At 71.4% G+C, this 26,234-nt stretch carries 20 protein-coding genes; 2 read left to right on the plus strand and 18 right to left on the minus strand.

Annotated features, from left to right (window positions below; translation table 11 throughout):
• Window positions 1-9: 9 nt before the first annotated feature.
• From treZ to AVP41_RS10820, 13 genes are all read right to left on the minus strand, one after another.
• On the minus strand, window positions 10-1,779 hold the full coding sequence (gene treZ / locus AVP41_RS10760) for a malto-oligosyltrehalose trehalohydrolase (RefSeq protein WP_067164195.1): 1,770 nt from the start codon (window positions 1,777-1,779) through the stop codon (window positions 10-12).
• 49 nt (window positions 1,780-1,828) lie between these two features.
• Window positions 1,829-3,043 (minus strand): amidohydrolase, encoded by a 1,215-nt coding sequence (locus AVP41_RS10765; RefSeq protein ID WP_067164197.1) that lies wholly within the window; start codon window positions 3,041-3,043, stop codon window positions 1,829-1,831.
• Window positions 3,040-3,687 carry a VOC family protein gene (locus tag AVP41_RS10770; RefSeq protein WP_067164200.1) on the minus strand — a complete coding sequence of 216 codons (648 nt, stop codon included), beginning with the start codon at window positions 3,685-3,687 and terminating at the stop codon, window positions 3,040-3,042. Before AVP41_RS10770 ends, AVP41_RS10765 begins: the two co-directional genes overlap by 4 nt.
• Window positions 3,684-4,307: an alkylhydroperoxidase domain protein gene (locus AVP41_RS10775; protein ID WP_067164202.1), complete on the minus strand. Its 624-nt coding sequence runs from the start codon at window positions 4,305-4,307 to the stop codon at window positions 3,684-3,686. The genes AVP41_RS10770 and AVP41_RS10775 overlap by 4 nt, the downstream gene beginning before the upstream one ends.
• Window positions 4,304-4,942 carry a CMD domain protein gene (locus tag AVP41_RS10780; RefSeq protein WP_067164204.1) on the minus strand — a complete coding sequence of 213 codons (639 nt, stop codon included), beginning with the start codon at window positions 4,940-4,942 and terminating at the stop codon, window positions 4,304-4,306. The genes AVP41_RS10775 and AVP41_RS10780 overlap by 4 nt, the downstream gene beginning before the upstream one ends.
• Window positions 4,939-6,006 carry a putative FMN-dependent luciferase-like monooxygenase gene (locus AVP41_RS10785; protein WP_067164206.1) on the minus strand — a complete coding sequence of 356 codons (1,068 nt, stop codon included), beginning with the start codon at window positions 6,004-6,006 and terminating at the stop codon, window positions 4,939-4,941. The genes AVP41_RS10780 and AVP41_RS10785 overlap by 4 nt, the downstream gene beginning before the upstream one ends.
• Window positions 6,003-7,676: a dipeptide ABC transporter ATP-binding protein gene (locus AVP41_RS10790; RefSeq protein WP_067164209.1), complete on the minus strand. Its 1,674-nt coding sequence runs from the start codon at window positions 7,674-7,676 to the stop codon at window positions 6,003-6,005. The genes AVP41_RS10785 and AVP41_RS10790 overlap by 4 nt, the downstream gene beginning before the upstream one ends.
• The gene (locus AVP41_RS10795) at window positions 7,673-8,533 is read right to left on the minus strand and encodes an ABC transporter permease (protein ID WP_067164211.1); all 861 of its coding nucleotides are present in this window, start codon (window positions 8,531-8,533) and stop codon (window positions 7,673-7,675) included. Before AVP41_RS10795 ends, AVP41_RS10790 begins: the two co-directional genes overlap by 4 nt.
• Window positions 8,530-9,546 carry an ABC transporter permease gene (locus AVP41_RS10800; protein ID WP_067164214.1) on the minus strand — a complete coding sequence of 339 codons (1,017 nt, stop codon included), beginning with the start codon at window positions 9,544-9,546 and terminating at the stop codon, window positions 8,530-8,532. The genes AVP41_RS10795 and AVP41_RS10800 overlap by 4 nt, the downstream gene beginning before the upstream one ends.
• Window positions 9,547-9,598: 52 nt before the next feature.
• The gene (locus AVP41_RS10805) at window positions 9,599-11,254 is read right to left on the minus strand and encodes a TIGR04028 family ABC transporter substrate-binding protein (RefSeq protein WP_067164216.1); all 1,656 of its coding nucleotides are present in this window, start codon (window positions 11,252-11,254) and stop codon (window positions 9,599-9,601) included.
• Between the two features lie 230 nt (window positions 11,255-11,484).
• Window positions 11,485-13,914, minus strand: coding sequence for a malto-oligosyltrehalose synthase (gene treY / locus AVP41_RS10810; protein ID WP_067164218.1), 2,430 nt, complete (start codon window positions 13,912-13,914; stop codon window positions 11,485-11,487).
• A 14-nt stretch (window positions 13,915-13,928) separates the two neighbouring features.
• Window positions 13,929-16,139 carry a glycogen debranching protein GlgX gene (gene glgX / locus AVP41_RS10815; protein WP_067164220.1) on the minus strand — a complete coding sequence of 737 codons (2,211 nt, stop codon included), beginning with the start codon at window positions 16,137-16,139 and terminating at the stop codon, window positions 13,929-13,931.
• 220 nt (window positions 16,140-16,359) lie between these two features.
• Complete coding sequence (locus tag AVP41_RS10820) at window positions 16,360-16,848, minus strand: glutaminase (protein ID WP_082829246.1); 489 nt, start codon at window positions 16,846-16,848, stop codon at window positions 16,360-16,362.
• Between the two features lie 495 nt (window positions 16,849-17,343).
• Here AVP41_RS10820 and AVP41_RS10825 point away from each other — a divergent pair, with 495 nt between their 5' ends.
• Window positions 17,344-18,261 carry a DUF998 domain-containing protein gene (locus tag AVP41_RS10825; protein WP_067164225.1) on the plus strand — a complete coding sequence of 306 codons (918 nt, stop codon included), beginning with the start codon at window positions 17,344-17,346 and terminating at the stop codon, window positions 18,259-18,261.
• A 30-nt stretch (window positions 18,262-18,291) separates the two neighbouring features.
• Here the strand turns inward: AVP41_RS10825 and AVP41_RS10830 are convergent, their stop codons facing one another.
• The 3 genes from AVP41_RS10830 to AVP41_RS10840 all read right to left on the minus strand — a co-directional run bounded on the left by AVP41_RS10830 (window position 18,292) and on the right by AVP41_RS10840 (window position 21,913).
• Window positions 18,292-19,842, minus strand: a complete 1,551-nt coding sequence (locus tag AVP41_RS10830; RefSeq protein WP_067164228.1) for an APC family permease — start codon at window positions 19,840-19,842, stop codon at window positions 18,292-18,294.
• A gap of 487 nt (window positions 19,843-20,329) precedes the next feature.
• Entirely contained in the window at window positions 20,330-21,214 is an 885-nt protein-coding gene (locus tag AVP41_RS10835) for a phosphotransferase family protein (protein ID WP_067164230.1), read from the minus strand.
• A gap of 3 nt (window positions 21,215-21,217) precedes the next feature.
• Window positions 21,218-21,913, minus strand: a complete 696-nt coding sequence (locus AVP41_RS10840; protein ID WP_067164233.1) for an SDR family oxidoreductase — start codon at window positions 21,911-21,913, stop codon at window positions 21,218-21,220.
• A 171-nt stretch (window positions 21,914-22,084) separates the two neighbouring features.
• On the opposite strand from AVP41_RS10840, the gene AVP41_RS10845 reads away from it, so the two are divergent.
• Window positions 22,085-23,470 (plus strand): aspartate aminotransferase family protein, encoded by a 1,386-nt coding sequence (locus AVP41_RS10845; protein ID WP_067164236.1) that lies wholly within the window; start codon window positions 22,085-22,087, stop codon window positions 23,468-23,470.
• 48 nt (window positions 23,471-23,518) lie between these two features.
• On the opposite strand, the gene AVP41_RS10850 is transcribed toward AVP41_RS10845, so the two are convergent.
• Both AVP41_RS10850 and AVP41_RS10855 read right to left on the minus strand, forming a co-directional pair.
• Complete coding sequence (locus tag AVP41_RS10850) at window positions 23,519-23,857, minus strand: hypothetical protein (protein WP_067164238.1); 339 nt, start codon at window positions 23,855-23,857, stop codon at window positions 23,519-23,521.
• A 16-nt stretch (window positions 23,858-23,873) separates the two neighbouring features.
• On the minus strand, window positions 23,874-26,171 hold the full coding sequence (locus tag AVP41_RS10855) for an alpha-L-rhamnosidase (protein ID WP_067164241.1): 2,298 nt from the start codon (window positions 26,169-26,171) through the stop codon (window positions 23,874-23,876).
• Window positions 26,172-26,234: the final 63 nt, after the last annotated feature.

The raw sequence follows: 26,234 nt of genomic DNA on the forward strand, positions 1-26,234 counted from the left end.
CCCCCGACGCTAACGCGCGGTCGCCTCCGCCGACAGAGCCTTGACAGCGGAGGACGGTCCCGCGAGGACGGCCGCCTCGACGGGGACGATCAGGGTGTCTCCGTCCTGCTCGACCTCGCGCGTGGCGAGCCACACGCCTTCCCCCGCGCGCCGGGGTACGGGCCACGGGACCTCCGACAGGTTGACGAGTACCCGCGCACTCCCCCGCTCGAGTTCGTAAACCCGGCCCCCGATCGCCTCGGCACTCGTCGCACCGCGGGCGTGCCGCCGGGGATCGGTGAGATCGGGGACGGCGCGGCGCAGGCTCGCGAGCCAGCGGTAGAGGTCGAGAAGGCGGGCGTGGTCTCCGTCGTCGCGCTCGGACCAGTCCAGCCGCGAGCGCTCGAACGTCGCCGGATCGTTCGGATCGGGGACGAGCGATTCGTCCCACCCCATCTGCGCGAACTCGGCCTTGCGCCCCCGGGCGGTCGCCTCCGCCAGGTCGGGCTCGGGATGCGACGTGAAGAACTGCCACGGGGTGGAGGCGCCCCATTCCTCTCCCATGAACAGCATCGGCGTGCCGGGAGCGGTGAGGGTGAGGACCGCGGCGACGGCCAGTCGATCGGTCGAGAGGGTCGCCGACAGGCGGTCGCCCGCGGCACGGTTCCCGATCTGGTCGTGATCCTGCGCGAAGGTCACCAGGCGCGAGGAGGGGACGTCGTCGGGGATCGGGGCGCCGTGGGGGCGGCCCCGGAACGAGGACAGGGTGCCGTCGTGGAAGAAGCCCTGCGACCAGGTCTTCGGCACCGCGTCCAGCGCCGCGAAGTCGGCGTAGTAGCCGTCCGTCTCCCCCGTGAGGGCGACGTGCACCGCGTGGTGCCAGTCGTCCGACCACTGCGCCGTCAGGCCGTGTCCTCCCGATTCCCGCGGCAGGATCATGACCGGGTCGTTGAGGTCGCTCTCGGCGATGAGCGTCAGGGGACGGCCGAGGTGTGCGCTCAGGGCGTCGGTGCGCTCCGACAGCTCCCGGAGGATGTGGACGGGACTGTCCGGCGACTCGTGGAGCGCGTGGACGGCGTCCAGCCGCAGACCGTCGACGTGGAAGTCGCGCATCCACGACAGGGCGTTCTCGAGGATGTAGGCGCGCACCTCGGGCTGATCGAGATCGATGCTCGACCCCCACGTGGTGCTCTGGCCGTCGCGCAGATACGGGCCGAATTCCGGCAGGTAGTTGCCGCTCGGCCCGAGATGGTTGTAGACGACGTCCTGCAGCACCGCGATACCGGCGGCGTGAGCGGCGTCGACGAAGCGCTGGTAGGCCGAAGGTCCGCCGTACTCCTCCTGCACCGTGTACCAGAGCACCCCGTCGTAGCCCCAGTTGTGGGTGCCGTTGAAGCCGTTCACCGGCAGGAGCTCGACGTGCGTGACGCCGAGGTCGGTGAGGTGGTCGAGCCGCGTCGCGGCGGCATCGAGCGTTCCCTCGGGGGTGAACGTGCCGACGTGGAGCTCGTAGATCAGTCCGCCGGCGAGGGGGCGACCGGTCCACGCCGCGTCGGTCCAGGGAAACGCGTCGAGATCGACCCAGGCGGATGGGCCGTGGACCCCGTGAGGTTGACGCCGCGAGCGCGGATCGGGGCGCAGGTCGTCGGAGTCTCCCAGGACGAAGCCGTACTCGTCGCCCGACGCAAGGACGACGTCGCCCCGCCACCAGCCGGCATCGTGAGCCAGCTCGACGTCGGGTGCCCCCGGTCGCCGCAGTCGCACTCGTTCGGCCCGGGGAGCCCACACCTCAATCGTCATGGATCCATCCTGCCCCGGCGCCCCGAACGGAGGGCACGGGGTTGCGGGGTCAGTCCTCCCAGCGATATCGGCCACCCGCGGCGGCGAACTCCGCAGCCACCTCGGCGCGCAGGCCCGGGTCGGTCACGAAGTCGACGGCGGTCTGGGCCAGCGCGGCCGCCGCGGCCACGACCGCCTCGATCGCTGCGGGCTGGACGGTCACGTGCGCGAAGTCCGCGTGGTGCGGGAAGACATCGTCGGGTCCGCCGAGCCCGATCGAGGGATGGATCGACGGCACGACGCGGCTGACGTTGCCCATGTCGGTGGAGGGGCCGCCCTGCGGAACCGCGGCGGGCGGGTCGGGGACGGCGATGCCGTGGCCGGCGACGGCAGCGGCCCAGCGCCGGGTGAGGGCAACGTTCGTCTGCAGCGGCAGGTACGGCGGCACCGGGTCCACCTGGATCTCCGCCCGGGTGCCCGAGACGAGCGCCGCGCCCTCGAGCACCGCGACGACCCTGTCGGTGAGGTCGCGCAGACTGTCGATCTCGGCAGACCGCACGTAGAACAGAGCCGACGCACGTTCCGGCACGATGTTGGGTGCGGCGCCGCCGTCGGTGATGATGCCGTGGATGCGGTCGGTCGGGAGGATGTGCTGGCGCAACTGCGCCACCCCCTGATAGGCCGTCACGGCGCCGTCGAGCGCATTGCGCCCGAGCCAGGGCGCTCCTGCCGCGTGACTGGCGCGTCCGTGGTACGTCACGGCGATGCGGCGCACCCCGGTCGTCCGCTGGCCGAGGACCGACGTCGTGCCCGAACCGCTGCCGGGATGGACCATTCCGGCGGCGTCCACGTCGTCGAAGCCTCCCGCCCGGATGATCAGCTCCTTGCCACCGCCGTTCTCCTCGGCGGGCGTGCCGATGAGCGACAGCCGACCCCCTGCCGCGGCGACGAGCGGGGCGGCGGCGAGGAACGCTCCGACGGCGATGGCCGCGATCGCGTTGTGCCCGCACGCGTGCCCGATGCCCGGCAGCGCGTCATACTCGGCGATCACGGCGAAGTGCGGGCCGTCCGGGGCACCCGTCGTCGTGCGCAGCGCCGTCTCCAGTCCGTACGCGCCCGTCTCGGCCTCGAAGCCGTGACCGGCGAGCGTTTCCGCGATCCTCGCTGCGGACGCCCGTTCCTCGAAGCCGACTTCGGGGTTCTCGTACAGGGCCCTCACCAGCGACGACAGCTCGGGACGGAGCGTGTCGACGGCGGCCGTGACCGGCGAGCGCGTCTCGCTCACAGCTCGACGATCCGCCCGTCGGCACGCCGGAGCTCCAGCCGGAACCCGGCCGCGTCAGCGGGCTCCACGTCGGCGACGCCGTCTCCGAGCCCGAGAGCGGCGAGGATCTCGCGCACCGGCTCCGGATCGGGTTCCCGGCGGGTGAAGGAGACGAGCTCGATCGACGGGATGTCGCTGAGGCCCGGCTGCGGGGTGGATCCCCAGTCGATGAGGAAGGGGACATCCAGCCGCCGTCCCTCCCCGCGCGTCAGGCGCCACTCCAAGAGCGTGCCGTCGGGGGTGCGCCGCGAGAGGTCGCTCACCTCGCCCGGGTCGTAGCCGTGGGCGCGGGCGTGCGCGACGGTCGCCTCGATGTCGGCGGGATGGACCGCGTAGGCCTGCACGCGCGGTTCGGTGAGGGTGGCGATCCCGAAGGTCTCCGGCAGCTCGTCGCCGTCTCGCGCCGGGTCGGGCCCGATCAGCTCGATGTACTGCGGCCCGCGCCGGCCGTCGACGGTGAGCGCCACGAGCGCGTTGGCCGTGCCGGTCGGGTGCGCCCCTCCGGGGGCGGCGACGACGCCGGTGCGCTCGGCGAACCAGTCGACAAGGCCTGCCAGGTGCGGTCCGGCAATGACGACGTGGTCGAGGAGGGTGGGGATGGTCATGAGGCACCTCGCTGACGAGTGGGGACTTCGGGTTCGCCGAGCGAGAGCATGAGCCGGTTCGCCCAGTGGAAGAAGGAGGCGGCGCCCAGGATGTCGACGATGTCGTCGTCGTCGAGATCGGCGGCCCGCAGGCGCGCGATGTCGTCGGGGCCGAGGCCCAGCGGAGTGTCGGTGAGGGCGACCGAGACCGCGACGATCGCGTTCCAGCGCTCGTCGCCGAGGTCGGTGTCGGTGCCCGCGTCGAGGAGACGCTGGACGTCGTCCTCACGGCCCGACTCGCGTGTGGCGGCCGCGGCGTGCACGGAGGCGCAGAAGACGCAGCCGTTGCGGCGGGAGGTGGCCGCGGCGGCGAGCTCCCGCTCGGCGCGTCCGATCCCGCTGGAGGTGTTGGCGAAGATGTCCAGGTCGGTGAGCGTCCGGGCCTTCAGCGCGGCGGGGTCGCGCGCGAGCAGACGGAAGTACGGCATGCCCGCACGCGCCGGCTCGATGAGCGCGTCGCGCTGGAGGTCGCTGAGGGCGTCTTCGGCGACCGGAGCCAGCCACGGCACCCACCCGAGACCGCGCTGCGTGAACGCGTCGGGCCGGGCAAGGGCGGGGTAGTCAGTGACGAGGTCGGTCATCGGAGGGCTCCTTCGACAGCGGAGGCGGCGGACGGGGAGGCGGGGTTCGCGGCGAGCACGCGCAGACCCCAGGCGAACCGGAGCTGGAAGGAGAGGAAGGCGACCAGCTGCGAGAGCGTCACGATCGCATCGGCCGACCACCCCGCCGCGACGAGGGCCCGGAGGGCGCCCGGCCGGGCCTCACGGGGCCGGAAGACGAGGAGGTGCGCATGGGTCAGCGCCGCGGCGAGGTGGCCGCCGAGTGCCCCCGCCACCGCCGCGCCCGGCTGCCAGCGGAGGCCGTCGCGCCCCTCGGCCTGCAGCCCCGGCTCGCGATAGCCGCCGTACGGGCCTCGCGCGGCGCCGTCCTTCGCCGCCGCGGCGATCGGTTCTCGCCACTGCGGGGCCTCGTCGCCGAGGAGGTCGTGATAGAAGTCGGTGGCCGCGTCGAAGCCGTGCAGGCCGGCGACGAAGGCGGCGACCGCGTAGCGCTCCGCCAGTGGGAACCCGCCGGGGTGCTCGGGCTCGAGGAGGGCCTGGAAGCTGCGCTGCGCGTTCTCGCGGGCCTGGCTGCGACGGGAGCGCACGGTGTCGAGCGGGTCGCCGGGACGGATCCCGGCAAGGAGGTCGATGACGTCGGCGTCGGGGTGGCTCATGAGAGTCCTCTCGAGGTCGTGGCGAGGGCGCGATGCGCCTGGTGGAGGTCGTCAGCGGCGGCGGCTCCGGTGGCGAACGAGAGCCTCGGCGCCACTTCGTCGGCCAGGAGCTCGAGCGAGCGCAGGGTGAGCTCGTGCGTCGCCGCGATCGAGTGGACCTGGAAGGACACGTCGGTGGCCGCCTCCAGCGTCCGGTCGGCGCCGAGGGAGGCGACCACCTCGTCGACCGTGCCGACGTGGGTGTCGGTCACGCGCACGAGCTCGTCGATCCCGACGTCCGTCGTGTCGATCCCGAACATCGTCTCCGCGAGTCGGCGCAACCCGGGCTCGGCGAGTTCGAGGGCGCGGGTGCGGTCTTCGGGGTCGACGACGAGCGCCGTCCGCGAGGCCAGGACGCGCACCGGCGCTCCCTCGGGAAGCGCCGCGCGATAGGCCTCGACGACGGGGAGCTGGAGGTCGTGGAGCGGCGCGTCGGGCGCGCCGGGCTCGCGAGGCTGCGTCCGCGAGAGCAGGAGACCGTCGCCGCGCTCCCCCGCCCGGCGTCCGCCGTCGACCGAGAAGGTGGCCTGCCAGATCCGGTCGACGAGATCGCCCGCGGCGGGATAGATCTGCGACGCGGTGCCGCGCACCCCGCGGCCTGCGAGCGCGTCGACGAAGACCTCCAAGTGCTCCGCGAACACCTCGCGGCGGCGCGACGCGTCCTGCCCGAACGCCGCGAACGAGGACGGCGTACCCCCCGAGGCCACACCGAGCTGCACCCGACCGCCGCTGAGCTGGTCGAGCACGGCAGCGTCCTCGGCCGCGCGCACCGGGTCGTCGATGGGGAGGGTCACCACTCCGGTCGCCAGGGCGATCCGCGACGTCCGCTCGGCGGCGGCGGCCAGCAGCACGAACGGCGAGGGGAGCCCGCCTTCGTCCTCCCCGAAGTGATGCTGCGCGACCCACGCGGAGGCGAATCCCGCGCGTTCCGCGTGGGCGATCTGCTCCAGAGCGAAGCGGTAGCGGTCGCGGGCGGGGGCCTCTTCCAGCAAGCGCGTGAAGAAGCCGAGACGGGGGCCGGTCATACGGAGACCTCTCTCTGGGGATCGGGGACGGCGCGCCGCGCGTCCGCCCCGGGGATCGCGGCGAGCAGCTGCCGCGTGTACTCGTGCTGCGGCCTGGCGAAGACGTCGTCGACGGCGCCGTGCTCGACCTGGCGCCCCCGCCGCATCACCGAGACCGTGTCGGCGATCTGCCGGACGACGGCGAGGTCGTGGGAGATGAACACGTACGTCAGTCCCAGTTCGTCCTGGAGGCGTGCGAGCAGCCGGAGGATCTGCGCCTGCACGGTGACGTCGAGGGCCGACACGGCCTCGTCGAGCACGACGAGCTCCGGATCGACGATGAGGGCCCGCGCGATCGCGACGCGCTGCCGCTGCCCACCGGACAGCTCGTGCGGGTGACGCGCGGCGATCTCGGGCGCGAGGGCGACGAGGTCGAGATGGCGGAGCACCCGGTTGCGAAGCTCCGCCCGGGTGCCGATGCCGAAGTTGCGCACGGGCTCGGCCAGGATCCGCCCCACGCTCTGGCGCGGGTCCAGCGAGGCGTACGGGTTCTGATAGACGAGCTGCGTGGTGCGGTGGAACTCGCGGCGCGAGCGCAGCGCGGTCACCTCGACCTCTCCGACGCGGATCGATCCGGCCGTCGGGCGAGCGAAGCCGGCGATGGCACGACCGGTGGTCGTCTTCCCCGACCCCGATTCGCCCACGAGGGCGTGGGTGGTGCCGCGCGGCACCGAGAACGAGACGTCGTCGACGGCCACGAGCGGCGCACCGCCGGGCCGACCGAACTCCTGCCGGAGACCCGACACCTCGACCAGCGGCCGCGTGCCCATCGTCGCGTCTCCCGCCGCGGAGGAGGCCTCCCTGCGCGGCCGGTCGACCACGCGGGCCAGCGAAGGGGCGTCGGCGAGGAGCGTGCGGGTGTACGCAGCGGCGGGGGCGGCCAGCACCGCCGCAGACGGGCCCGCCTCCTGCACCCGCCCGCCCTGCATCACCACGATCTGGTGGGAGCGGTCGGCCGCGACGGCGAGATCGTGGGTGATGAAGAGGATCCCGGTGCCCGACTCCGCCCGCAGGTCGTCCAGGAGGTCGAGGACCGTCTTCTGGACCGTGACGTCGAGCGCGCTGGTCGGCTCGTCGGCGACGATCAGCTCGGGCTCCAGGGCGATCGCCGCCGCGATGAGCACGCGCTGGCGCATGCCACCGGACAGCTCGTGCGGATACTGGCGCGCCCGCGTGTCGGGATCCTCGATCCCGACGTGGTCCAGCAGCTCGAGCACGCGGGAACGGATGCGGGCGTCACTGCGCCATCCGTGGATGCGCAACGCCTCGCCCACGCTCCATCCGATCGTGCGGACGGGGTTGAGGGAGTTGCCGGGATCCTGCGGCACGAGCGCGATGCACCGCCCGCGCAGCCGCCGCCACCTCCGCTCCGAGAGGCCGACCAGCTCGGTGGCGCCCTCGCGCCGCTCGTCGAACCGGATGCTCCCCCCGGTGATCCGGCCGTTGCCGGGGAGGAGGCCGATCACCGACTGCGCCACGGTCGACTTTCCCGAACCGGACTCGCCGACCAGGGCCGTGACCTCGCCCGCCTGCACCTCCAGCGAGACGTCGCGGACGGCGGCGACGAGACCGTGACGGGTGCGGTACTGGACCGCCAGGTCTGACACGCTGAGCAACGGCTGACCGCTCACTGCTCCTCCCCTCCCCGAATGGCTTGACTGAGACGATTGGTCGCCAGGACCACGGCGACCACGACGAGGCCGGGGAGCACCGTCAGCCACCACGCCGTCGCCACGTAGTTGCGGCCCTCGGCGATCAGGAGGCCCCACTCCGGGGTGGGGGGCGGCGCGCCGTACCCCAGGAAGCCGAGCGTGGAGATCTGCAGGATCGCGGAGCCGAACTGCAGCGCGGCGAGCGCGATGACGGGCGTGAGGGAGTTGGGAAGGATGTGACGCCACAGCACGCCGAGGAACGTTCCGCCCGACCCGTAGGCCGCCTCGACGTACTCGCTGACCCGCACGCTCACCACGCGCGACCGCGCCAGACGCGCGAACACGGCGATCGAGGTGACGCCGACGGCGACCGCCGCGCTCGTGGTGCCGAAGCCGAGGAGGATGACGACGCTCAGGGACAGTAGGAGCGCGGGGATCGCGAGCAGCACGTCGACGGCGCGCATGAGGATCTCGTCGACGACTCCCCCCACGGCACCGGCGGTGATCCCCGCCGCGGTTCCGACGACGAGACCCACCAGCACGGCGACGAAGGCGCCGACGATCGAGGCCGACGCGCCGTGGACGACACGGGCGAAGACGTCGCGGCCGGTGGCGTCGGTGCCGAACCAGTGCTCGAGGCTCGGCGCCTGGAGCGCGGGCGCCACGGTGGCCGTCGGGTTCTGGCCCGTGAAGAGGCCGGGCGCGATCGCCCAGAGGATCGCGACGACGAGCACGATGATCGGCACGACGATGCCCACCCGCGGAGCGAGAACGCCGCGGCGCGCCGGACCACCGGGCGTGCGAGGCGGGGAGGTCAGGGAGGATGCGGCGGTCATCGGCGTGCTCCCTCGACGGAGGCGGACGGTGTCGGGGCGACCTCGGCCACCGTGCCGGTCGCATCGGCGGCACGGAGCGCGCGGGACCGCGCACGCCGGAGGCGGGCATCGAGCACCGGATAGAGGAGGTCGACCACCAGGTTGATCGCGACGAAGGCGACGGTGGAGATGACGACGACGGCCAAGAGCACGGGGGTGTCGCGGTTGGCGACGGCCTGCGCGGTCAACTGGCCGATGCCGGCCCGGCCGAAGACCGTCTCGGTGACCACCGCTCCGCCGACGAGCTCGCCGAACAGGAGGCCCGCCATCGTCAGGGTCGGAAGGAGCGCGTTGCGCGCGACGTTCCGCCAGAGGAGCCACGACGTGCTCGCGCCCCGCGCCCGCACCACCGTCACGAAGGGCAGGGCCCGAACCTCGTCGATGCTGCGGATCAGGACCTGCGCGAGCGGAGCGGCGATCGGCACCGACAGCGTGACGACGGGCAGGATGAGCGCCTGCACGGGGTCGGCGCCGATCACCGGCACGAGTCCCAGCTGGAAGGAGAACACCTGGATGAGGACGATCCCGATCCAGAACACCGGGAGCGAGACGAGCACCGGCGGCACCCCCCGGAAGAGTCGGCGCAGCCACCTCCCCCTCCCGTATGTGGCGGTGAAGGCCACCGTGACGGCCAGCACCACGGCGACCGTCAGCCCCGTCACCGCCAGCACCAGTGTCGCCGGGAGAGCCGCGCCCAGGAGGTCCGACACGGAGGCTCCGGTGGCCACCGAGTAGCCGAAGTCGCCGCGCAGGAACGCCGCGGCCGACGTGAGGTACTGGAGGAGCAGGGGCTGGTCCGCGCCGAGCCGCTCACGGATCTCCTGGATCTGGTCGGGCGTGAGCCCCAGTTCCGGACTGGCGTATCGCGCGAGGACCGCGTCGCCCGGGAGGGCCGCCAGCAGGAGGTAGGCAGCCGTGTAGGCGAGGGCGAGCACGAGCACGGCCTGACCGAGTCGGCGCAGCACGTACGACATGGTGCCTCCAGGAGGGCGGACGGGCGGGACAGGGACCTCGAGCGGACGGACGTCAGTCGGAGAGCCAGGTCGAGTAGAACGAGGGGCGTCCCACCGATTCCGTGGCGAACCCGTGCACCTTCGCCGTGAGACCGAACACCTGCGGCTCCTCGAAGATCGGGAGGATGTAGGCGTTCTCGGCCAGGTGCTTCTGCGCTGCCTCCGAAGCCGCCTGCCGCTCCGGCGTCGTGGGCTCCGACGCGATGTCGCTCAGCAGCGCGTCCAGCTCCTCGTCGCCGACCGTGCCGTCCTCGGGGTCGAGGTTCAGCAGCGTGTTGCGGTTCTTGGAGAAGTACTGCGACTTGAGGACGTCGAAGTCCGCGCGTCCGACCATCGAGTGGTACACCTGGATCGTGCTCTGGTCGAGCGAGGCGGCCGTCTGCGCCGCCTGGTCACCGGGGAAGAGCGTCACGGTGATGCCGAGCTTTGCCAGCTGCTCCTGGATGAGGGTCACGACCTCCTTCGAGCGGGGCTGGGGAAGGGCTTCGTTGAAGGCGAGCGTGAGCTTCTCGCCGTCCTTCACCCGCACGCCGTCGGCGCCCACCGTCCAGCCCGCTTCGTCGAGCAGGCGCGCCGCCTTGTCGGGGTCGTAGGCGTAGTACTCCGATGTGTCGAGGTAGCCGAGCGCAGTCTGGGCGAGGGCACCGGTGGCCAGCGGATAGTTGTCGGTGAACAGCGTCTCGACGATCTGCTTCCGATCGATCCCGGCGATGAGGGCTTGGCGCACCCGGACGTCGGACAGGCGCGGCTCGCGGAACCGGAAGCTCAATCCGTTGTTCACCCCGTTGGTCGCGGCGGCGTGCAGGGAGAGGCCGTTCGCGGCGAACTGTGCCTCGTCGGGGGCTTCGATCGAGCGCGCGATGTCCGCCTGGCCCGACACGACGGTGCCGACCCGGACGCTGTCCTCCGCCGCGACGACGTAGTCGATGCCGGCGAGGTACGCCGCCCCCTGGTGCTCGAGCGAAGGCGGAGCCCAGTCGTATTCCTTCCGGGCGGTGAGCCCGGTGGAGGTGCCGATCTCCTCGGAGGCGACGACGAAGGGCCCGCTGCCGATGATCTCGTCGGCGTTGCCGGGGCCGAACTGCTCGCTCGTGCGGTCGAGCGTGGCATCGGAGAGGAGGCCCGAGTTGATCGTCGAGACGGCTTGTGCGAAGCCGGGCGAGGGCGCGGTGAAGTGGAACACCACGGTGTCGTCGCCGGTGACCTCGCCGTGGTCGTAGTTGTTGATCGCCTCCGACACCGGGAGCGCGCGATCGGTGTCGCCCTTGCCGTAGAGGTCGATGTTCTTCACGACGTTCTCCGGCGTGAGCGGAGAGCCGTCGGAGTAGGTGACGTCGTCGCGGATCGTGAAGGTGTACTCGGTCGCGTCGTCGTTCACCTCGTACGCGGTGGCGATCCACGGCTCCAGCTCGAGGGTCTCGGGGTTCTGGTACAGCAGCCGGTCGGTGATGTTGTTGACGATGCCGCCGTTGGGGTAAAAGCCGGCCGACGGCGGGTACAGCGTCGACCAGGCCTGCGGCTCGAGGTAGGTGAGGGTGCCGCCGGTCTGCGGCTCTCCCGCGGCTCCCGAAGGCGAGGCCTCCGGGGCGCCCGAGGCGCATCCGGCGATGAGGGCGGCGACGGCCGCGGTCGCGGCGACGGTGAGGACCACTCGGGTGATTCGGGACATGGCGTCTCCTGGCTGCTCCCGAGACCCGCGAAGGCGGGCCGGGAGGACGGGTGAGAAGGGAGGGTGTGCGGTGAGGCGATCCACAGCCCATCACGGCTCGCGCCGCGCCCACCACCGCGGACGTCACGGAGCGTCCCGGAACGTCATGTGACGTAGGACGGCGTCACATATCGGCGGGGGGAGGCGTCACACAGCGTCAGAAACGGCCCGCGGCGCGGGCCGATCCGGCATCATTCGCGCGTCAGGAGGGTCACCGGGTACCGCGCGAACAGCTCGCCCGCCGGTACCGCTCCGCCGTCGTGCTCCGCACCGGTGAGCGCATCGGTCCACCGCCCGCTCGGCAGCATCACGACCGTGTCGCCCCACCCGCCCCGCGCCGTCAGGCCCATCGGCAGACGGGTCACCGCGGCGATCGCGCCACCGCGGTCGAACGCGATCACGTGGGACGCCGCGGCGCCGACCGCGGGAAGCGGGGCGTACCGGTGGAAGAGGTCGGCCCGGTCGCGCCGCAGGCGCAGCGCGCGAGAGACCACGAGTGCTTTCGCCGCGCCCGAGTCGTCGATCGGGGGGAGCTCTCCCCGATCGAGGTCGTCGAGCACCCCGGCACGCACCGCATAGTCGACGGGGCGACGGTTGTCGGGGTCGACGAGCGAGAGGTCCCACAGTTCCGTGCCCTGGTAGACGTCGGGCACGCCCGGCCCCGCCAGTTGCAGGAGCTTGGCGGCGAGCGCGTTCGATCGGCCTGCCGCCTGGATCGCGGCGACGACCTCGTCGACCACGGGGGCCGCCTGCCCGTGTGCGGCGGCGACGAGGGCGTCGATCCGCGCCTCGAACGCGTCGTCCGGGTCGGCCCATGACGTGCGCTCGGCCGACTCGCGCGCGGCCTTCACCGCGTAGGCCCGGAGCCGTTCCTCCGACGCCGGCCAGGCTCCCACGATCGCCTGCCAGACGAGGTTGTCGAACGGACCGTGGCCCGTCGAGGCGATCTCCCGCAGCCGGCCGAGAACATCCGACCATCGCTCGGGGATCTCCGCCAGCACCGAGAGCCGGGCGCGAACGTCTTCGCTGCGCTTGGTGTCGTGCGTCGTCAGGGCCGTCATCGCGGTCGGCCACGCCGACTGGCGACGCTGCGCGGCGTCGTGGAACTCGTCCACACCGAGTGCGAACTGCGAGGGGTCGCCTCCCACCTCGGTCAGCGTGCCCAGCCGCGTATACCGGTAGAACGCCGCGTCCTCCACGCCCTTGGCCATGACCGGCCCCGTCGTCTGCATGAATCGTCGCGAGAACTCCAGGCCCGGGTCGAGGAGCGCTGCCGCGATCGCCGCGATCGCCGCAGCGTGCTCCGGATGACGCGAGACCGCCTCGTCGGCGGCGTGACGCACGTGCTCGCCGCCCGCGGGAAGGTACGACCGGTACACCGGGAAGGCAGCCAGCAGCGCGACGAGCCCGGACCGCAGTTCCTCGTCGCTGACGGCATCGCGCAGCCGCGTCGGCGCGCACCGCACGAGCCGCGCCACCTCGGCCGCTTGCGACGTCTCCGCGACGACACGCTTGGTCTCGGCGATCATCTCCGGCCAGGGCGATGCGGGCGGGAGGCCCGTCGCCGCGCGCAGCCGGTCGTCGAGGGCGGTCAATCCCGCCTCGCCGCCGGCGTCGATGAGTACCCGATCGATCTCCGCCATCGCGTCGTAGCCGGTGGTGCCGTCGGTGGCCCACCACGAGGGCAGCGTCTCGCCGTACTCCAGGATCTTCTCCACGGCGACGAACGGCGCGGCGCCGGTGGCGGCCGACACCGCGGCGGCGAGGTCGTCGAGGTAGCGTCCGGGGTCGGCGAGCCCGTCGGGGTGATCGATGCGGAGCCCGTCGACGAGCCCCTCCCGGAACCAGCGCAGCACCTCGGCATGGCTCGCGGCGAAGACGTCCGCATCCTCCACGCGGACCCCCGCGAGGGAGGTGATCGTGAAGAACCGCCGGTAGTTCAGGACGGCGGCCTCGTCTCGCCACGACGCGAGCCGCCAGTGCTGCTGGTCGAGCACGCGGAGCACCGTGTCGGGGTCGCTCGTCGGTGCGGCGGGGGCCGTGCCCGCGGCCAGCGGAAGGACGAGATCGAAGTACCGGGCGTGACCGAAGGGCGCTTCCTCCCCGACCCCCTCGGGGGAGACGCGGAGTTCGCCGCGGGCCACCACATCGTCGACCGCGCTGCCGAGGACGGGCAGCCAGACGCGGCCGTCGCCCACCTCCCAGTCGATGTCGAACGCCGACGCGTGAGGCGACGTCCGCCCTTCACGCAGCACCGCCGCCCACCACGGGTTCTGCATCGGGTCGCCGACGCCCTGGTGGTTCGGGACGATGTCGACGAGCACGCCCAGCCCCGCTTCGTGCGCCGCCACCGCCAGACGAGCCAGTGCCTCCGGGCCGCCGCGGGCGTCGTCGACACGCGTCGGGTCGACGACGTCGTAGCCGTGCTCCGAGCCGCGCGAGGCCTGCAGGATCGGCGACAGGTAGACGGTGTCCACGCCCAGGCGCGCCAGGTACGGCACGAGCCGGGTGGCCTCGTCGAGGTCGAACGACCCGGTGATCTGCAGCCGATACGTCGACCGCGGCGTGCGCGCGGCCGCAACGGTGCTCGTCGTCGCCGCGGAAGCCGCTCGGTCGGTCATGGGCACTCTTGGTCTCAGTGAGAGAGCTCGGCCTGGGGCGCCGGACCGGGGATCGTGTCGATCGGGGCGGTGCGGGCGGCGAGCGATGCGGCGACGGAGTGGTCGACCTCCGGCTCGACCGTCTCGTGATCGCAGAGCACGAAGAGCGAACGGGCCGGCAGGGCGATGACGTCTCCCGCGTTGAGGGGCGGCGAATCGGCGCGCTCGCCCGATGTGTCGATGACGACGTCCCACTGCGGGCTCGCCTCCACGCGCGGGATCGTGAAGTCCACTCCCTCGTCGCCCGCATTGAACAGGAGGAAGAAGTGTCGGTCGTGGATCTCCTGCCCGCGGCGATCGCGCTCGCGGATGCCGTCGCCGTTGAGGAAGACGCCGATCGCGCGCCCGAACCCCGAGTCCCAGTCCTCGGGCTGCATCTCGGTGCCGTCGGGGCGGATCCAGGCGATGTCGGGAATCGGAGATCCCTCTTCGCGTTTGACCGGGCGGCCGTTGAAGAATCGGCTGCGCCGGAAGGTCGGGTGCTCGCGTCGCAGCCGCGTGACGGCTGAGGTGAACTCGACGAGCGGCTGGTCGACCGATCCCCAGTCGACCCAGGTCACTTCGTTGTCCTGGGCGTAGCCGTTGTTGTTGCCGCCCTGCGTGCGGCCCAGCTCGTCGCCGTGGGCGATCATGGGCACGCCCTGGCTGAGCAGGAGCGTCGCCAGGAAGTTCCGTTGCTGCCGCGCCCGGACCGTGAGGATCTCGGGGTCGTCGGTCGGTCCTTCCACCCCGTGGTTGTACGACCTATTGTGCGACTCTCCGTCGTTGCCGTCTTCACCGTTCGCATCGTTGTGCTTCTCGTTGTACGAGACGAGGTCGCGGAGCGTGAAGCCGTCATGCGCGGTCACGAAGTTGATCGAGGCCACGGGGCGACGGCCGGAGTGCTCGTAGAGGTCGGCCGATCCCGTGAGGCGCGAGGCGAATTCGCCGAGCGTCGAGGGCTCCCCGCGCCAGAAGTCGCGCACCGTGTCGCGGTACTTGCCGTTCCACTCGGTCCACTGCGGCGGGAAGTTGCCCACCTGATAGCCGCCCGGCCCGATGTCCCACGGCTCGGCGATGAGCTTGACCTGCGAGACCACCGGATCCTGCTGGACGAGCTCGAAGAAGGCGGCGAGGCGGTCGACCTCGTAGAACTCCCGCGCGAGGGTGGCCGCCAGGTCGAAGCGGAACCCGTCGACGTGCATCTCCAGGACCCAGTAGCGCAACGAGTCCATGATCAGCTGCAGGGTGTGCGGGTTCCCGACGTTCAGGCTGTTCCCGGTGCCGGTGTAGTCGGTGTAGTACCGCTTGTCGTCGGATTCGAGCCGGTAGTAGGCGAGGTTGTCGATGCCCTTCATCGACAGCGTGGGCCCCAGGTGGTTGCCCTCGGCGGTGTGGTTGTAGACCACGTCGAGGATGACCTCGATGCCCGCGGCGTGGAGCGCGCGGACCATGCCCTTGAACTCCTGCACCTGTTGACCGCGCTGACCCATGGCCGAGTAGGTGTTCTGCGGAGCGAAGAACGCGATCGTGTTGTAGCCCCAGTAGTTGGACAGCCCCTTCTCCTGGAGCGTCGAGTCGTTGACGAACTGGTGCACCGGCATGAGCTCGATCGCCGTGACGCCGATCTTCTTCAGGTGCTCGATGATCACGGGGTGGGCGATCGCGCTGTAGGTGCCGCGGATCTCCTCGGGAATGTCGGGGTGGCGCTGCGTGAGGCCCTTCACGTGCGCCTCGTAGATGACGCTCTCCGCATAGGGCGTCTTGGGGAGACGATCGCCGGCCCAGTCGAAGTACGGGTTGACGACGACGCCCTTCATCATGTGGGCCGCGGAGTCCTCGTCGTTGCGGGAATCGGGGTCGCCGAAGGTGTACCCGAAGACGGGCTGCCCCCACTCGATCTGCCCCTCGACGGCCTTCGCGTAGGGGTCGAGGAGGAGCTTCCGAGGATTGAACCGCAGGCCGTTGGCGGGGTCGTCGGGCCCGTAGACGCGATAGCCGTAGCGCTGACCCGGCTGGATGGTGGGGAGGTAGGCGTGCCACACGAAGGCATCGACGTCGCGGAGCTCGACGCGGGTCTCTTTGCCGCGGTCGCCGAACAGGCAGAGCTCGACGCGCTCGGCCCCTTCACTGAACAGTGCGAAGTTGGTGCCGTTGCCATCGAATGTGGCACCCAGCGGATACGGAGCCCCCGGCCATACCTGCATGTGAACCTCCCGGAGCCCACACTACTTCTCGGGAGAGACACCGCGATGCGCAGGCCTCGACCGTTGACACCGGTCGGGTTTCGTGCGACGCGTCACCTCTTCCCGCTCTCGGGCATCGAGAACACATGCTCTCCCCGAGCGCACCCGTTACGCACGCCCGCGACGTATGCGTTGGATGAGAGCATGTGCTCTGGCGGAAGAGGGGCGGGGCGGGGCGGAGTTAGCGCAGCAGGCCGAGCTGGTCCTCGAGGTACTCGGCGAGCGGACGCGTGGCGCCGGCGGCGCTCCAGCGCACCAGCGGCCCGTGAACGGGATCGCCGGTCAGCGGACCGGAGACTCCCCCGGCATCCACCGTGGCGAGGTCGAGCCTCTGCCAGCCGAGATGGACGATCTGTCCGTCGGCGAACCCCCCGCGGGCCGCCGCGGCCGCCCGGGCGGCACGGTCCCGCTGGGATTCCGCCGTGAATCCGCGGACGGCCTCGCTCCGCGCGCGCAGAACCTGCCCGACGGCGTAGACCGCGTCGTCCGCGACGAGGAAGATGCCCAGGTGCCAGGCCTCGCCGACCGCGACGATGCGCGGGGCGCGCCCGAATCCCAGGAGCCTGCGGGCCGTAGCCCAGTCGCCGAGGGCCTCGCGTGGTGCGCCCGCCAGTCGCGCGCGCACCACGTCGAAGAGACCCGCCGCAGGGGGTGGAGCGTCATCCGTCACGCCGACCATTGTTTCGCCTGGAATCGCTGACGCGGGCCCCTCGGGTGAGAACCCGCGTCACTCGGTGCTGGAACGGTGAAATTCCTAGGTAAACAAGGTAGTCTGGCATTGGAACGCATGTGCGCCCGCACGGATGCCCCCCAGCTCCACCTGCGGCCGTTCCCCCAAACGGCTTCGGCGTTGCGATCCAGGTTCCCCTCAGGAGCCATCGCTGATGTCCGCTCCTGAGGGGAACCTTTCTCGTCATTGATTGCCAGACGGGACGTTGTGGCCCCAGTCCCCCCGGATCCGCCTGGCTCACCAACCTCCCCCCGGTGGTTGGTGCTGATGACACAATACATGTCCCCCATTCGGGGGACAAACTCGAATCGCTAAATTGCGTAGATTCGTTTCAGCAGCACTCGGACTCTGGGGGGAGACCCGAGCCCGTCCAGCACCTGGCGGTCAAGTAAACAGCTGGGGATACCGCTCCCGGATCATAACGAAGAGGCCCGAATGTCTTCGAGCTCCGATCTCCTCGCGTCGCCCCCGAAGGCGAAGCGGCTCTCCACCATGGCCGGAAACACCCGGCCGACCGTCGTCTGGGGGGCGGTGATCCTCTGCACCGGTATCCTCATCGCTGCCCTCACCACCACCGACCCGATCTGGTGGCACCTGCACTTCAGCCGCCTCGGCATGTTCGCGAACTTCTCCGGCGCCACCTTCAACGGTGGCGTCGTCCTCAGCGGCGCAGTGATCGCCGCCGCCTCCGTGCCCTTGGCGGTGCACCTCGAGACCGGGCTCGCCGCCGGCCGCATCCGTGACCCGCGCTCGGCGCGCATGCTGCCGCCGCTGTTGATCGCCCTGGGGGCGAGCCTGTCGACGATCGGGATCATCCCCCTGACGCTCAACGAGTTCCTCCACGACCGCGCCGCCAACGGCGTGCTGCTCAGCTTCCTCGGCCTCGTGATCTTCAGCCGACGCACTCTTCCCGAGCTTCCCCGCTTCCTGACCCGCTCGGCCATCGTCGCCATCGTGCTCCTGTCGGTCGGCATCGCCCTCATGGTCACCGGGATCATCAACCTCGCCGCGTTCGAAGTGCTCGCTTTCGGGTCGGTGCTGTCGTGGGTGCACCTGCTCGAGCGCTCGATCGCGCGCCTGGGTGCAGCCCCCGCCGTCGCCCCGGTCGCGGAGGCCGACACCGCGGAGCTTCCGGCACCGCGCCGCCACGCTGACACGATCGCGCGGGGAGCGCGTCGCCGTCTCCCGGCCTCGGTCGGCACGCCCCGGGTGCGTGCCGCGGCACTCACCGCGAGCCGCGTCGACCATCGACGCACCCCGCAGCGATGGGCTCGGGGGCGCACGCGCTCATACTCGCTCGCGCGTCAACGGGGACGCGCTGGCGAGATGCCGAGCCCCCTCCTGACCGTCTGATCGACGCCCCGCGACGGGCGCCGACAGGTCTCAGATCCCGCCGTCGATCGAGCGGCTGTACACCTCGGGTTCCTCGGGGACCATCACCGGGGTGTCCCGGTTGAGACTGCGGCCCGAGAAGAACGGCTTCGCGCGCGGGAACAGGAACCACACGATCATCAGGACGACGCCCACCAGCAGCGCGCCGATGCCGACGACGAACGTTCCGCCGATACCCAGCAGCTCCGTGCTGCCGTAGTCCACCGCCCACATGTCGATCGCCGACTGCACGAACGCGTAGGTGAGCATGAGGGCCCCGAGGAGTGGCAGCACGAGGCGATAGACGACGTTGCGCGCCGACGTGAACAGCTCCCGTCGGAAGTACCAGACGCAGGCGTATCCGGTGATGGCGTAGTAGAAGGCGATCGCCAGCCCCAGCGACAGGATCGAGTCCTGGAGGATGTTGTCGCTCAGCATCGTCATGGCGACGTAGTAGAGCGAAGCGACGACGCCCATGACGAGCGTCGAGAAGGACGGCGTCTTGTAGCGCGGATGCACGTCCTTGAACCGCGCGGGGAGCGCCCGGTACACACCCATCGCAAGGGTGCCGCGCGCGGTCGGCAGGATCGTCGTCTGGGTGGAGGAGACCGCCGAGATGAGCACCGCGACCACGAGGAGCCAGCCGAACGGTCCGAGGAGACCGTCTTTGATGGCGATGAAGATGTCGTCCGCGTTGTTCTCGTTGCCCAGGCCCACGCCCGACTCTCCGAGCCCCGCGTACATCATCGCGGCGATCGTGACCGACACGTAGGTGACCAGCAGCAGCACGCACGTGAGGAGGGCGGCCAGGCCCGGGATGCGCTTGGGGTCCTTCGTCTCTTCGTTCAGCGCCAGGCAGGTGTCCCAGCCCCAGTAGATGAACAGCGCGAGCAGGATCGCCTCGGTGAACCCGCCCCAGTCGGTGAAGGCGAGCGGGTTCATCCACTCCCAGTCGAACGGCGTCGGGTTCGGCGCCGACCCGGTGAAGAACTGCGTGAGCGCGGCGATGACGAAGATGCCCAGGGCGACGTACTGCACGCCGAGGAGGATGTTCTGGATGCGCTCGCCGATCTCCACGCCGCGCCAGCTGATGTAGGTCATCGCGGCGATGAAGGCGACGGCGACCAGGATGATGCGCCAGTCGTTGTTCTCGAAGCTGAGCCCGAACAGGTCCCAGAAGTAGATCGAGGCGATTTGGGCCAGATTGGCGAGCACGACCATCCCGGCCACCGCGACACCCCAGCCGCCCATCCACCCCACCCATGGACCGAACGCCTTCGTCCCCCAGGTGAAGGTCGTGCCGCAGTCGGGCACCGCGTTGTTGAGCTCCCGGTAGGCGAAAGCGATGAACAGCATCGGCACGAACGCGATGACGAATGCGATCGGCGCCTGGGCCCCGACCGCGACCACGACCCAGCCGAGCGTGGCGACCAGGGAGTAGACGGGCGCCGTGGATGCCAGCCCGATCACCGTGGATCCCCACAGTCCCAGCGTGCCGGCGGCGAGCCCCTTGCCGTCGCTGCGTTCCAATCGGATCGGTGTCGTCGAGCCGAAGTCGCTCATGTCGTCCCCCTCCGGCGCGTCGAGCCGCGCCGCCCCTGGACCGTCCGACGACGAGACCCCGACCCGGGCGTCTCCTCCCCCGTGACGGCATCGTCCTGCGGGATCGCAGTTTCTGAGGGGAGACACTATTGCATGCGTGGGCCCGTGTCACGGTTGCCCGCCGACGTCCGGGGATTCCGGTGGACCGTGACCAAAAGCAGGCGCAATCGGACTCCGCCACCGCCCGCGCGGCCCAACGCCCATCGCAGCCTGCTTTCGGCCCGCTCCTACGGCGGCGGCGAGGACGGGGACGCGAACGGGGCGGCGGAGCGGGCGGCCGGTGGACCGTGACCAAAAGCAGGCGCAACCGGACTCCGCGGCCGCTCGCGCGGCCCAGCACCCACTGCAGCCTGCTTTCGGCCCGCTCCGGAGGGGATGAGGAACGAGGAGGGCGGAGGGGACGGGGAGGGCCACCCGGGCATCGCCTGTGCGGCCGCGCACGCCTCCGTCACATATCGCCCGCCCTCACGCGCGCGATGGCGGCATCGCGCTCCCGGGCGAGCCGGCCCACGACCTCGGGCGTGAACGGGGAGCCGGGGCGCCCGATGTGACCCTCGACGTCGGCGACCGTCATCGCCAGCGCCCACGCGCGGCAGAGCCCCGGCGACGGGTCGGGGCCGAACGTGGCGGCATGACCGTCGCGCAGGCCCCGCAGCAGCTCGTCGATCGCGTCGGGCTCCGACTCCGCCGCGGGGAGGATCCCCGCGATTCGGGCCGCATGGATGATCGCGTGGCTGCGCGCGAGATCGAGGAACGGCGGGCCGGACCGCGCGTTCGCCCAGTCGATGATTCCCGAGACCTCGCCGTGGGCGAGGACGTTGAGCGGGTGGTAGTCCAGGTGGAGGAGACGGTCCTGGGCGGGCAGGCGCCGCAAGAGGGGGGCGAGGGGCGCGAGCGCGTCGCCGCCGAGCGCGAGCCAGCCGTCATCGGCCAGCCGGGCCGGGGCGCGCACTCCGTGGAGCCCGGCCAACTGTTCGCCCATCGACCGTCCGAGCCGGACGGCGTCGCCGGGGCGATGCTGTACCGCGTCGAAGACCGTCCACCCCGGAACGAGGTCGATGAGCAGCACGGGACGCTCGCCGATGTCGAGCTGGGCCTGGACGGAGGGAACCCGGACGCCTCCCTCCCTCGCGGCGGCCATCGCGAGTCGCTCCCGCTCGGCCGCATCTGCTGCCCCCTCGGGGAACGCTCGGGCAACGGAGGCGCGGCCGTCCGGCCACACCACCCGCCACAACGCGGCCGCACCGAGTCCGCCCGAGAGCGGCCTCAGTTCGACAACGTCCCCGCTCCCCGCCGCGCGGATCGCCTTCCGCAGCGTCTCCTCGGTGAGCACGCGTCAGCGCGGACCGGGGCGGACGGTGATGTCGGTGAGGGCGGCGTCGGGCGTCGCATCCAACGCGACCAAAACGGCCGCGACGACGGACTCGACCTCGATGAAGCGCGACGGATCGTAGGCGGCGCCCTCCTGCCGGTGCACCTCCTCCTGCATCGGGGTGGCCGTGCGGCCGGGGTAGATGCTCGACACACGGACGCCGTGGGGCGCTTCCTCGCCGCGCAGGCCGTCGGCGAGCGCCTTGAGCCCGTGCTTGCTGGCGGCGTAGGCGGTCCACTGCGGGTGGGCGCTGAGGCCGGCACCCGAGTTGATGAACACCACCTGACCGCGACGGGCGCGCAGGCGCGGCAACAGCACGCGGGTGAGCTCTGCGGCGGCCACGAGGTTCACGGTGAGCTGTCGCGTCCACGCTCCCACGTCGAGATCGGCGACCGCGCCGAGCTCCACGATCCCTCCCGCGTGGACCACGGAGTCCACCTCGCCGGGGAGGTCGGCCGCGGCGACGGCGGCGGCGAGCGATTCGGGTGCGGCGAGGTCGGCCACGACCGTCGCGCTCCCGGGATGGTCGGCTTCCAGCTCGGCGGCCCGCGCAGCGTTGCGAGCCACGAGCACGAGCCGGTCTCCGCGACCGGCGAGACGGCGCGCGAGCGCGGCGCCGATCCCGGAGCCCGCGCCAGTGAGGACGTGTGTGCGTGTCATCCCTCCATTCTCCGCGAGCGGCCAGCCCCGCTCTCCGCGAGCGGCCGGCCCCTGCCGCACGAACTGTTCGCCCGGAGCGTCCGCCCGCGCACTTCGTGCGGTTCGCGGCGCACCGCTTCGGCACGACCACGCCGCGCGAGTAGGTTCGAGACGACGGCCCAGGAGGACGCGATGCCGCAGACGCAGCGAACCGAAGCAGAGCTCCAGCAGATGGCGAAGGACCACCTGTGGATGCACTTCTCACGACAGTCGACGATGGAGCGCGGCGTTCCCGTGATCGTCCGCGGCGAGGGACACCACATCTGGGATGCGGCGGGCAAGAAGTACATCGACGGACTGTCCGGTCTGTTCGTCGTCAACGCGGGCCACGGCCGGAGGGTGCTCGCCGAGACGGCCGCCCGCCAGGCCGAGCAGCTCGCCTTCTTCCCGATCTGGTCGTACGCGCACCCCGCGGCGATCGAGCTGGCCGATCGGCTGGCCGACCTCGCCCCCGGCGACCTCAACCACGTCTTCTTCTCGACCGGCGGCGGCGAGGCCGTCGAGACGGCGTTCAAGCTCGCCAAGCAGTACTGGAAGCTCCAGGGAAAGCCCCTCAAGCACAAGGTGATCTCGCGGTTCATCGCGTACCACGGCACGCCGCACGGCGCCCTGGCGATCACGGGCCTGCCCGGGATGAAGGCGATGTTCGAGCCCGTGACGCCGGGCGGGTTCCGCGTGCCCAACACCAACTTCTACCGCGCGGGCGAGCAGGGATTCACGGGGCAGACCGCCGAGGAGTTCGGCATCTGGGCCGCCGACCGGATCGAGGAGATGATCCAGTTCGAGGGCCCCGAGACGGTCGCCGCCGTGTTCCTCGAGCCGGTGCAGAACTCCGGCGGCTGCTTCCCGCCTCCCCCGGGGTACTTCCAGCGCGTCCGCGAGATCTGCGACCGCTACGACGTGCTCCTGGTCTCCGACGAGGTCATCTGTGCCTTCGGCCGCATCGGGGAGTACTTCGCGTGCGACGCGTACGGCTACCAGCCCGACATGATCACCTTCGCCAAGGCCGTCACGAGCGGCTACGTGCCGATGGGCGGCACCCTCGTCAGCGACCGGATCTACGAGCCCTTCGCGACGGGAGACACCTCCTTCCCCCACGGCTACACGTTCGCGGGGCACCCGGTGGCTTCCGCCGTCGCGCTCGCCAACCTCGACATCTACGAGGAGGAGGGGCTGCTGCACAACGTCCGCGAGAACTCTCCCCTCTTCCGGTCAACCCTCGAGAAGCTCACCGACCTTCCGATCGTCGGGGACGTGCGCGGCGACGGATACTTCTTCGGGATCGAGCTCGTCAAGGACAAGGCGACCAAGGAGACCTTCGACGATGAGGAGTCGGAGCGCCTCCTCCGCGGTTTCCTCTCGACGGCGCTCTACGACGCGGGGCTGTACTGCCGCGCCGACGACCGCGGCGACCCCGTGATCCAGCTCGCGCCTCCGCTGACGATCGGACCGAGTGAGTTCGCGGAGATCGAGCAGATCCTCCGGAGCGTGCTGACCGAAGCCGGCAACCGCCTCTGACGGCGAGCCGGGCCCCTGCGGCCCGGCGGGCGCATGCGGCGCCTCGCGTCAGGCGAACCAGCCCGTGGGCGGGTAGACCAGCATCGCCACCACGAGGCCGGTCGCGCCGATCAGCACGAGCGCGATCTTGGCGGTGCTGTTCGGCTTCGCGATCGCGAGGGAGACGACCGCGACCGCCATCGCCAGCAGGGCGAGCGCGACGACGAGGATCGCCGCCAGGAGCGCACCGCCGTGGGCGAGGGCCCCCGGCGTCGAGGCCACCCAGATCCAGGCGGCGGCCGCAGCGATCGGCGTCGCGCTGGCCAGCACGATCGCCACGATTCCGAGGCGGTGGCCCGTCGCCGATGTGGGGGCTCGCCGAGTGACGAGCGGTTCAGCGGGGGTCATGTCTCGACGGTAACAATCAGGCTCCGCGACCGGCAGTCGGAACTTCGGGGGACAAGGTCGCGGTCTGGTCGTGGGCGGACAACAGATCGCGCATGTCCTGCTCGGAGAGTCGCTCTCCGCGGACCCGGGCGACGTCGCCGAGCTCGAGCTCCACCTCCGCGGGGGCGCAGTACCGCACGCGGTAGGCCGGCTCCGGGCCGTCGTCGAGGCGATCCCACCGCAGCGCGACCCATCCGTGGGGCGTCTGCAGCCCGCCCTGGGCCCACGCGAGCGCGGCGCTCGGGCGCGGGTCCAGACGCACCCGTGCATACCCGGGCGAGCCCGGAGCGATCCCGAGCAATGTGCGATGGATCCAGTCGACCACGGCGCCGAGCGCGTAGTGGTTGAAGCTCGTCATCTCCCCCGGGTTGAGAGAGCCGTCCGCGCGGAGGGAGTCCCAGCGCTCCCACACCGTGGTGGCGCCCCGCTGCACCGGTGCGAGCCACGACGGTTCTGCGGTGTTGAGGAGGAGGGCGTACGCGTCGTCCACCGCGCCCACGCGGGTGAGGGCCTCACACAGATACGGCGCCCCGGCGAACCCCGCGATGATGCGATGCCCCGCGGCACGCACGAGCGCCACCAGCCGCGCCCCCGCGGCGGCCTCCCCCGCTCCCTTCACGATCCCACTCACGATCGCCAGGGCGTAGACGGCGGGGGCATCGGAGTGGATCGTGCCGTCGGACCTCACGTAGGCGGCCGCGAACGCCTCGCGGACACGATCCGCCGTGCTCCGCCAGTGCTGCGCGTCGGCGTGCCGTCCCAGAGCGTCTGCCGCGGCGGCGGTGAGGACCAGGCTCCGATGCAGGGCGGCCGTCGCGATGACGCCGGGATCGGCGATCGCCGCCGTGGGGTCGTCCGGCGGGGCGGTGGGGTCCAGCCAGTCGCCGAACTGGAAGTCCCCCTCCCACACGCCGCGATCCGACAGTCGCGCGAGCACATGGTCGAGATGGGCGCACATGCTGCCATAGCTCTCCTGCAGCACCTCGAGGTCGCCGCCGGCTTCCCACAGCGCCCAGGGGACCCAGACCGCGGCATCACTCCAGATCGCGGTCGACTCCGGGGACTCCCCCTCCCGCACGGCCCAGCCTTTGAGCGGATCGGGAACGACGTAGGGAACCCGACCACCCGCGGCGGCCTGCTCGGCCCGCAGGTCGGCCAGCCACGCGCGGAGGAATCCGCCCATGTCGAACAGGTAGCACGCGCTCGGCGCGAACACCGCGATGTCGCCCGTCCACCCCAGCCGCTCGTCGCGTTGCGGGCAGTCGGTCGGGAGGCCGACCGTGTTGCCGCGCAGGCTCCAGACGACGTTCTCGTGGAACCGGGTGAGGGTCGGGTGGGAGCAGGCGAAGGTGCCGATCCGCGGGAGCGCGCTTCCCACCACGACCGCCTCGACCGCGCCTTCGACCTCGTCCCATCCGGTGATCCGAGCGAAGCGGAAGCCGTGGAAGGTGAGGGTCGGCTCGAACTCGTCGTCTCCTCCGCTGAGGATGAAGACGTCCTCTGCCCGAGCCGACCGCAGCGGTTCCCGCGCGAGGGCGCCGTCGATGAGCACTTCGGCGTGCTGCACGGTGAGGCGGTGTCCTTCCGGCCCTCGAACGCGCAGCCGCAGCCAGCCGACGAGGTTCTGGCCGAGGTCGAACAGCCACGCTCCGTCGGGATCGCGCCAGGACCGCACCGGCGGCACCGCTTCGTGGCGCACGATCGGTGGCGTCGTCGTGACCACGAGCCGCGAGGGCTCGGGCGCCTCGACGATGACGGGCATCGCGGGCGAGGGCCGGTGACGGGCGTCGATCACCTCCCCGTCGTACAGGTCGTCGGCCTGGACGGCGGACTCGGTCACCCGCCAGGAGTCATCGGTGCCGATCACCTCGGAGCTGCCGTCGGCGAAGGTCAGCCGCACCTCGGCGAGCACGCGGCGGCGAGAGCCGTAGACGGCCCGCGCGCCCATCCAGCCCAGTCGCCCCCGGAACCAGCCGTTCCCGACGAGGAGGGAGATCTCGTGCTCGGCGCCTTCGCGCAGCCGGTCCCGGAGGTCGATGGTGACCACCCGCAGCCGCCACTCGTAGGAGGTCCAGCCCGGGATCAGCACCTCGGGGGTGACGACCCGCCCGTCGAGCGCGGGTTCGACGATCCCCTCGGCCGTGAGCACCAGGGTCGCTGACGTGAGAGCTCCCCGATCGCCGGGAACGCGGAAGCGTCGGACGAAGCGGGGGGCTCCCTCCGACTCGCTCTCTGCGCGGATGAAGGAGGCGATCGTGAACGGGCTGTCGGACATGGATCTCCCTGTGAGGCCGGGTGGGCGGCCGGGCCACCGCCCACCCGGGGTCATCGATGCGGC

It is taken from the genome of Microbacterium sp. TNHR37B (genome assembly GCF_001620065.1).
Lineage (GTDB): Bacteria > Actinomycetota > Actinomycetes > Actinomycetales > Microbacteriaceae > Microbacterium.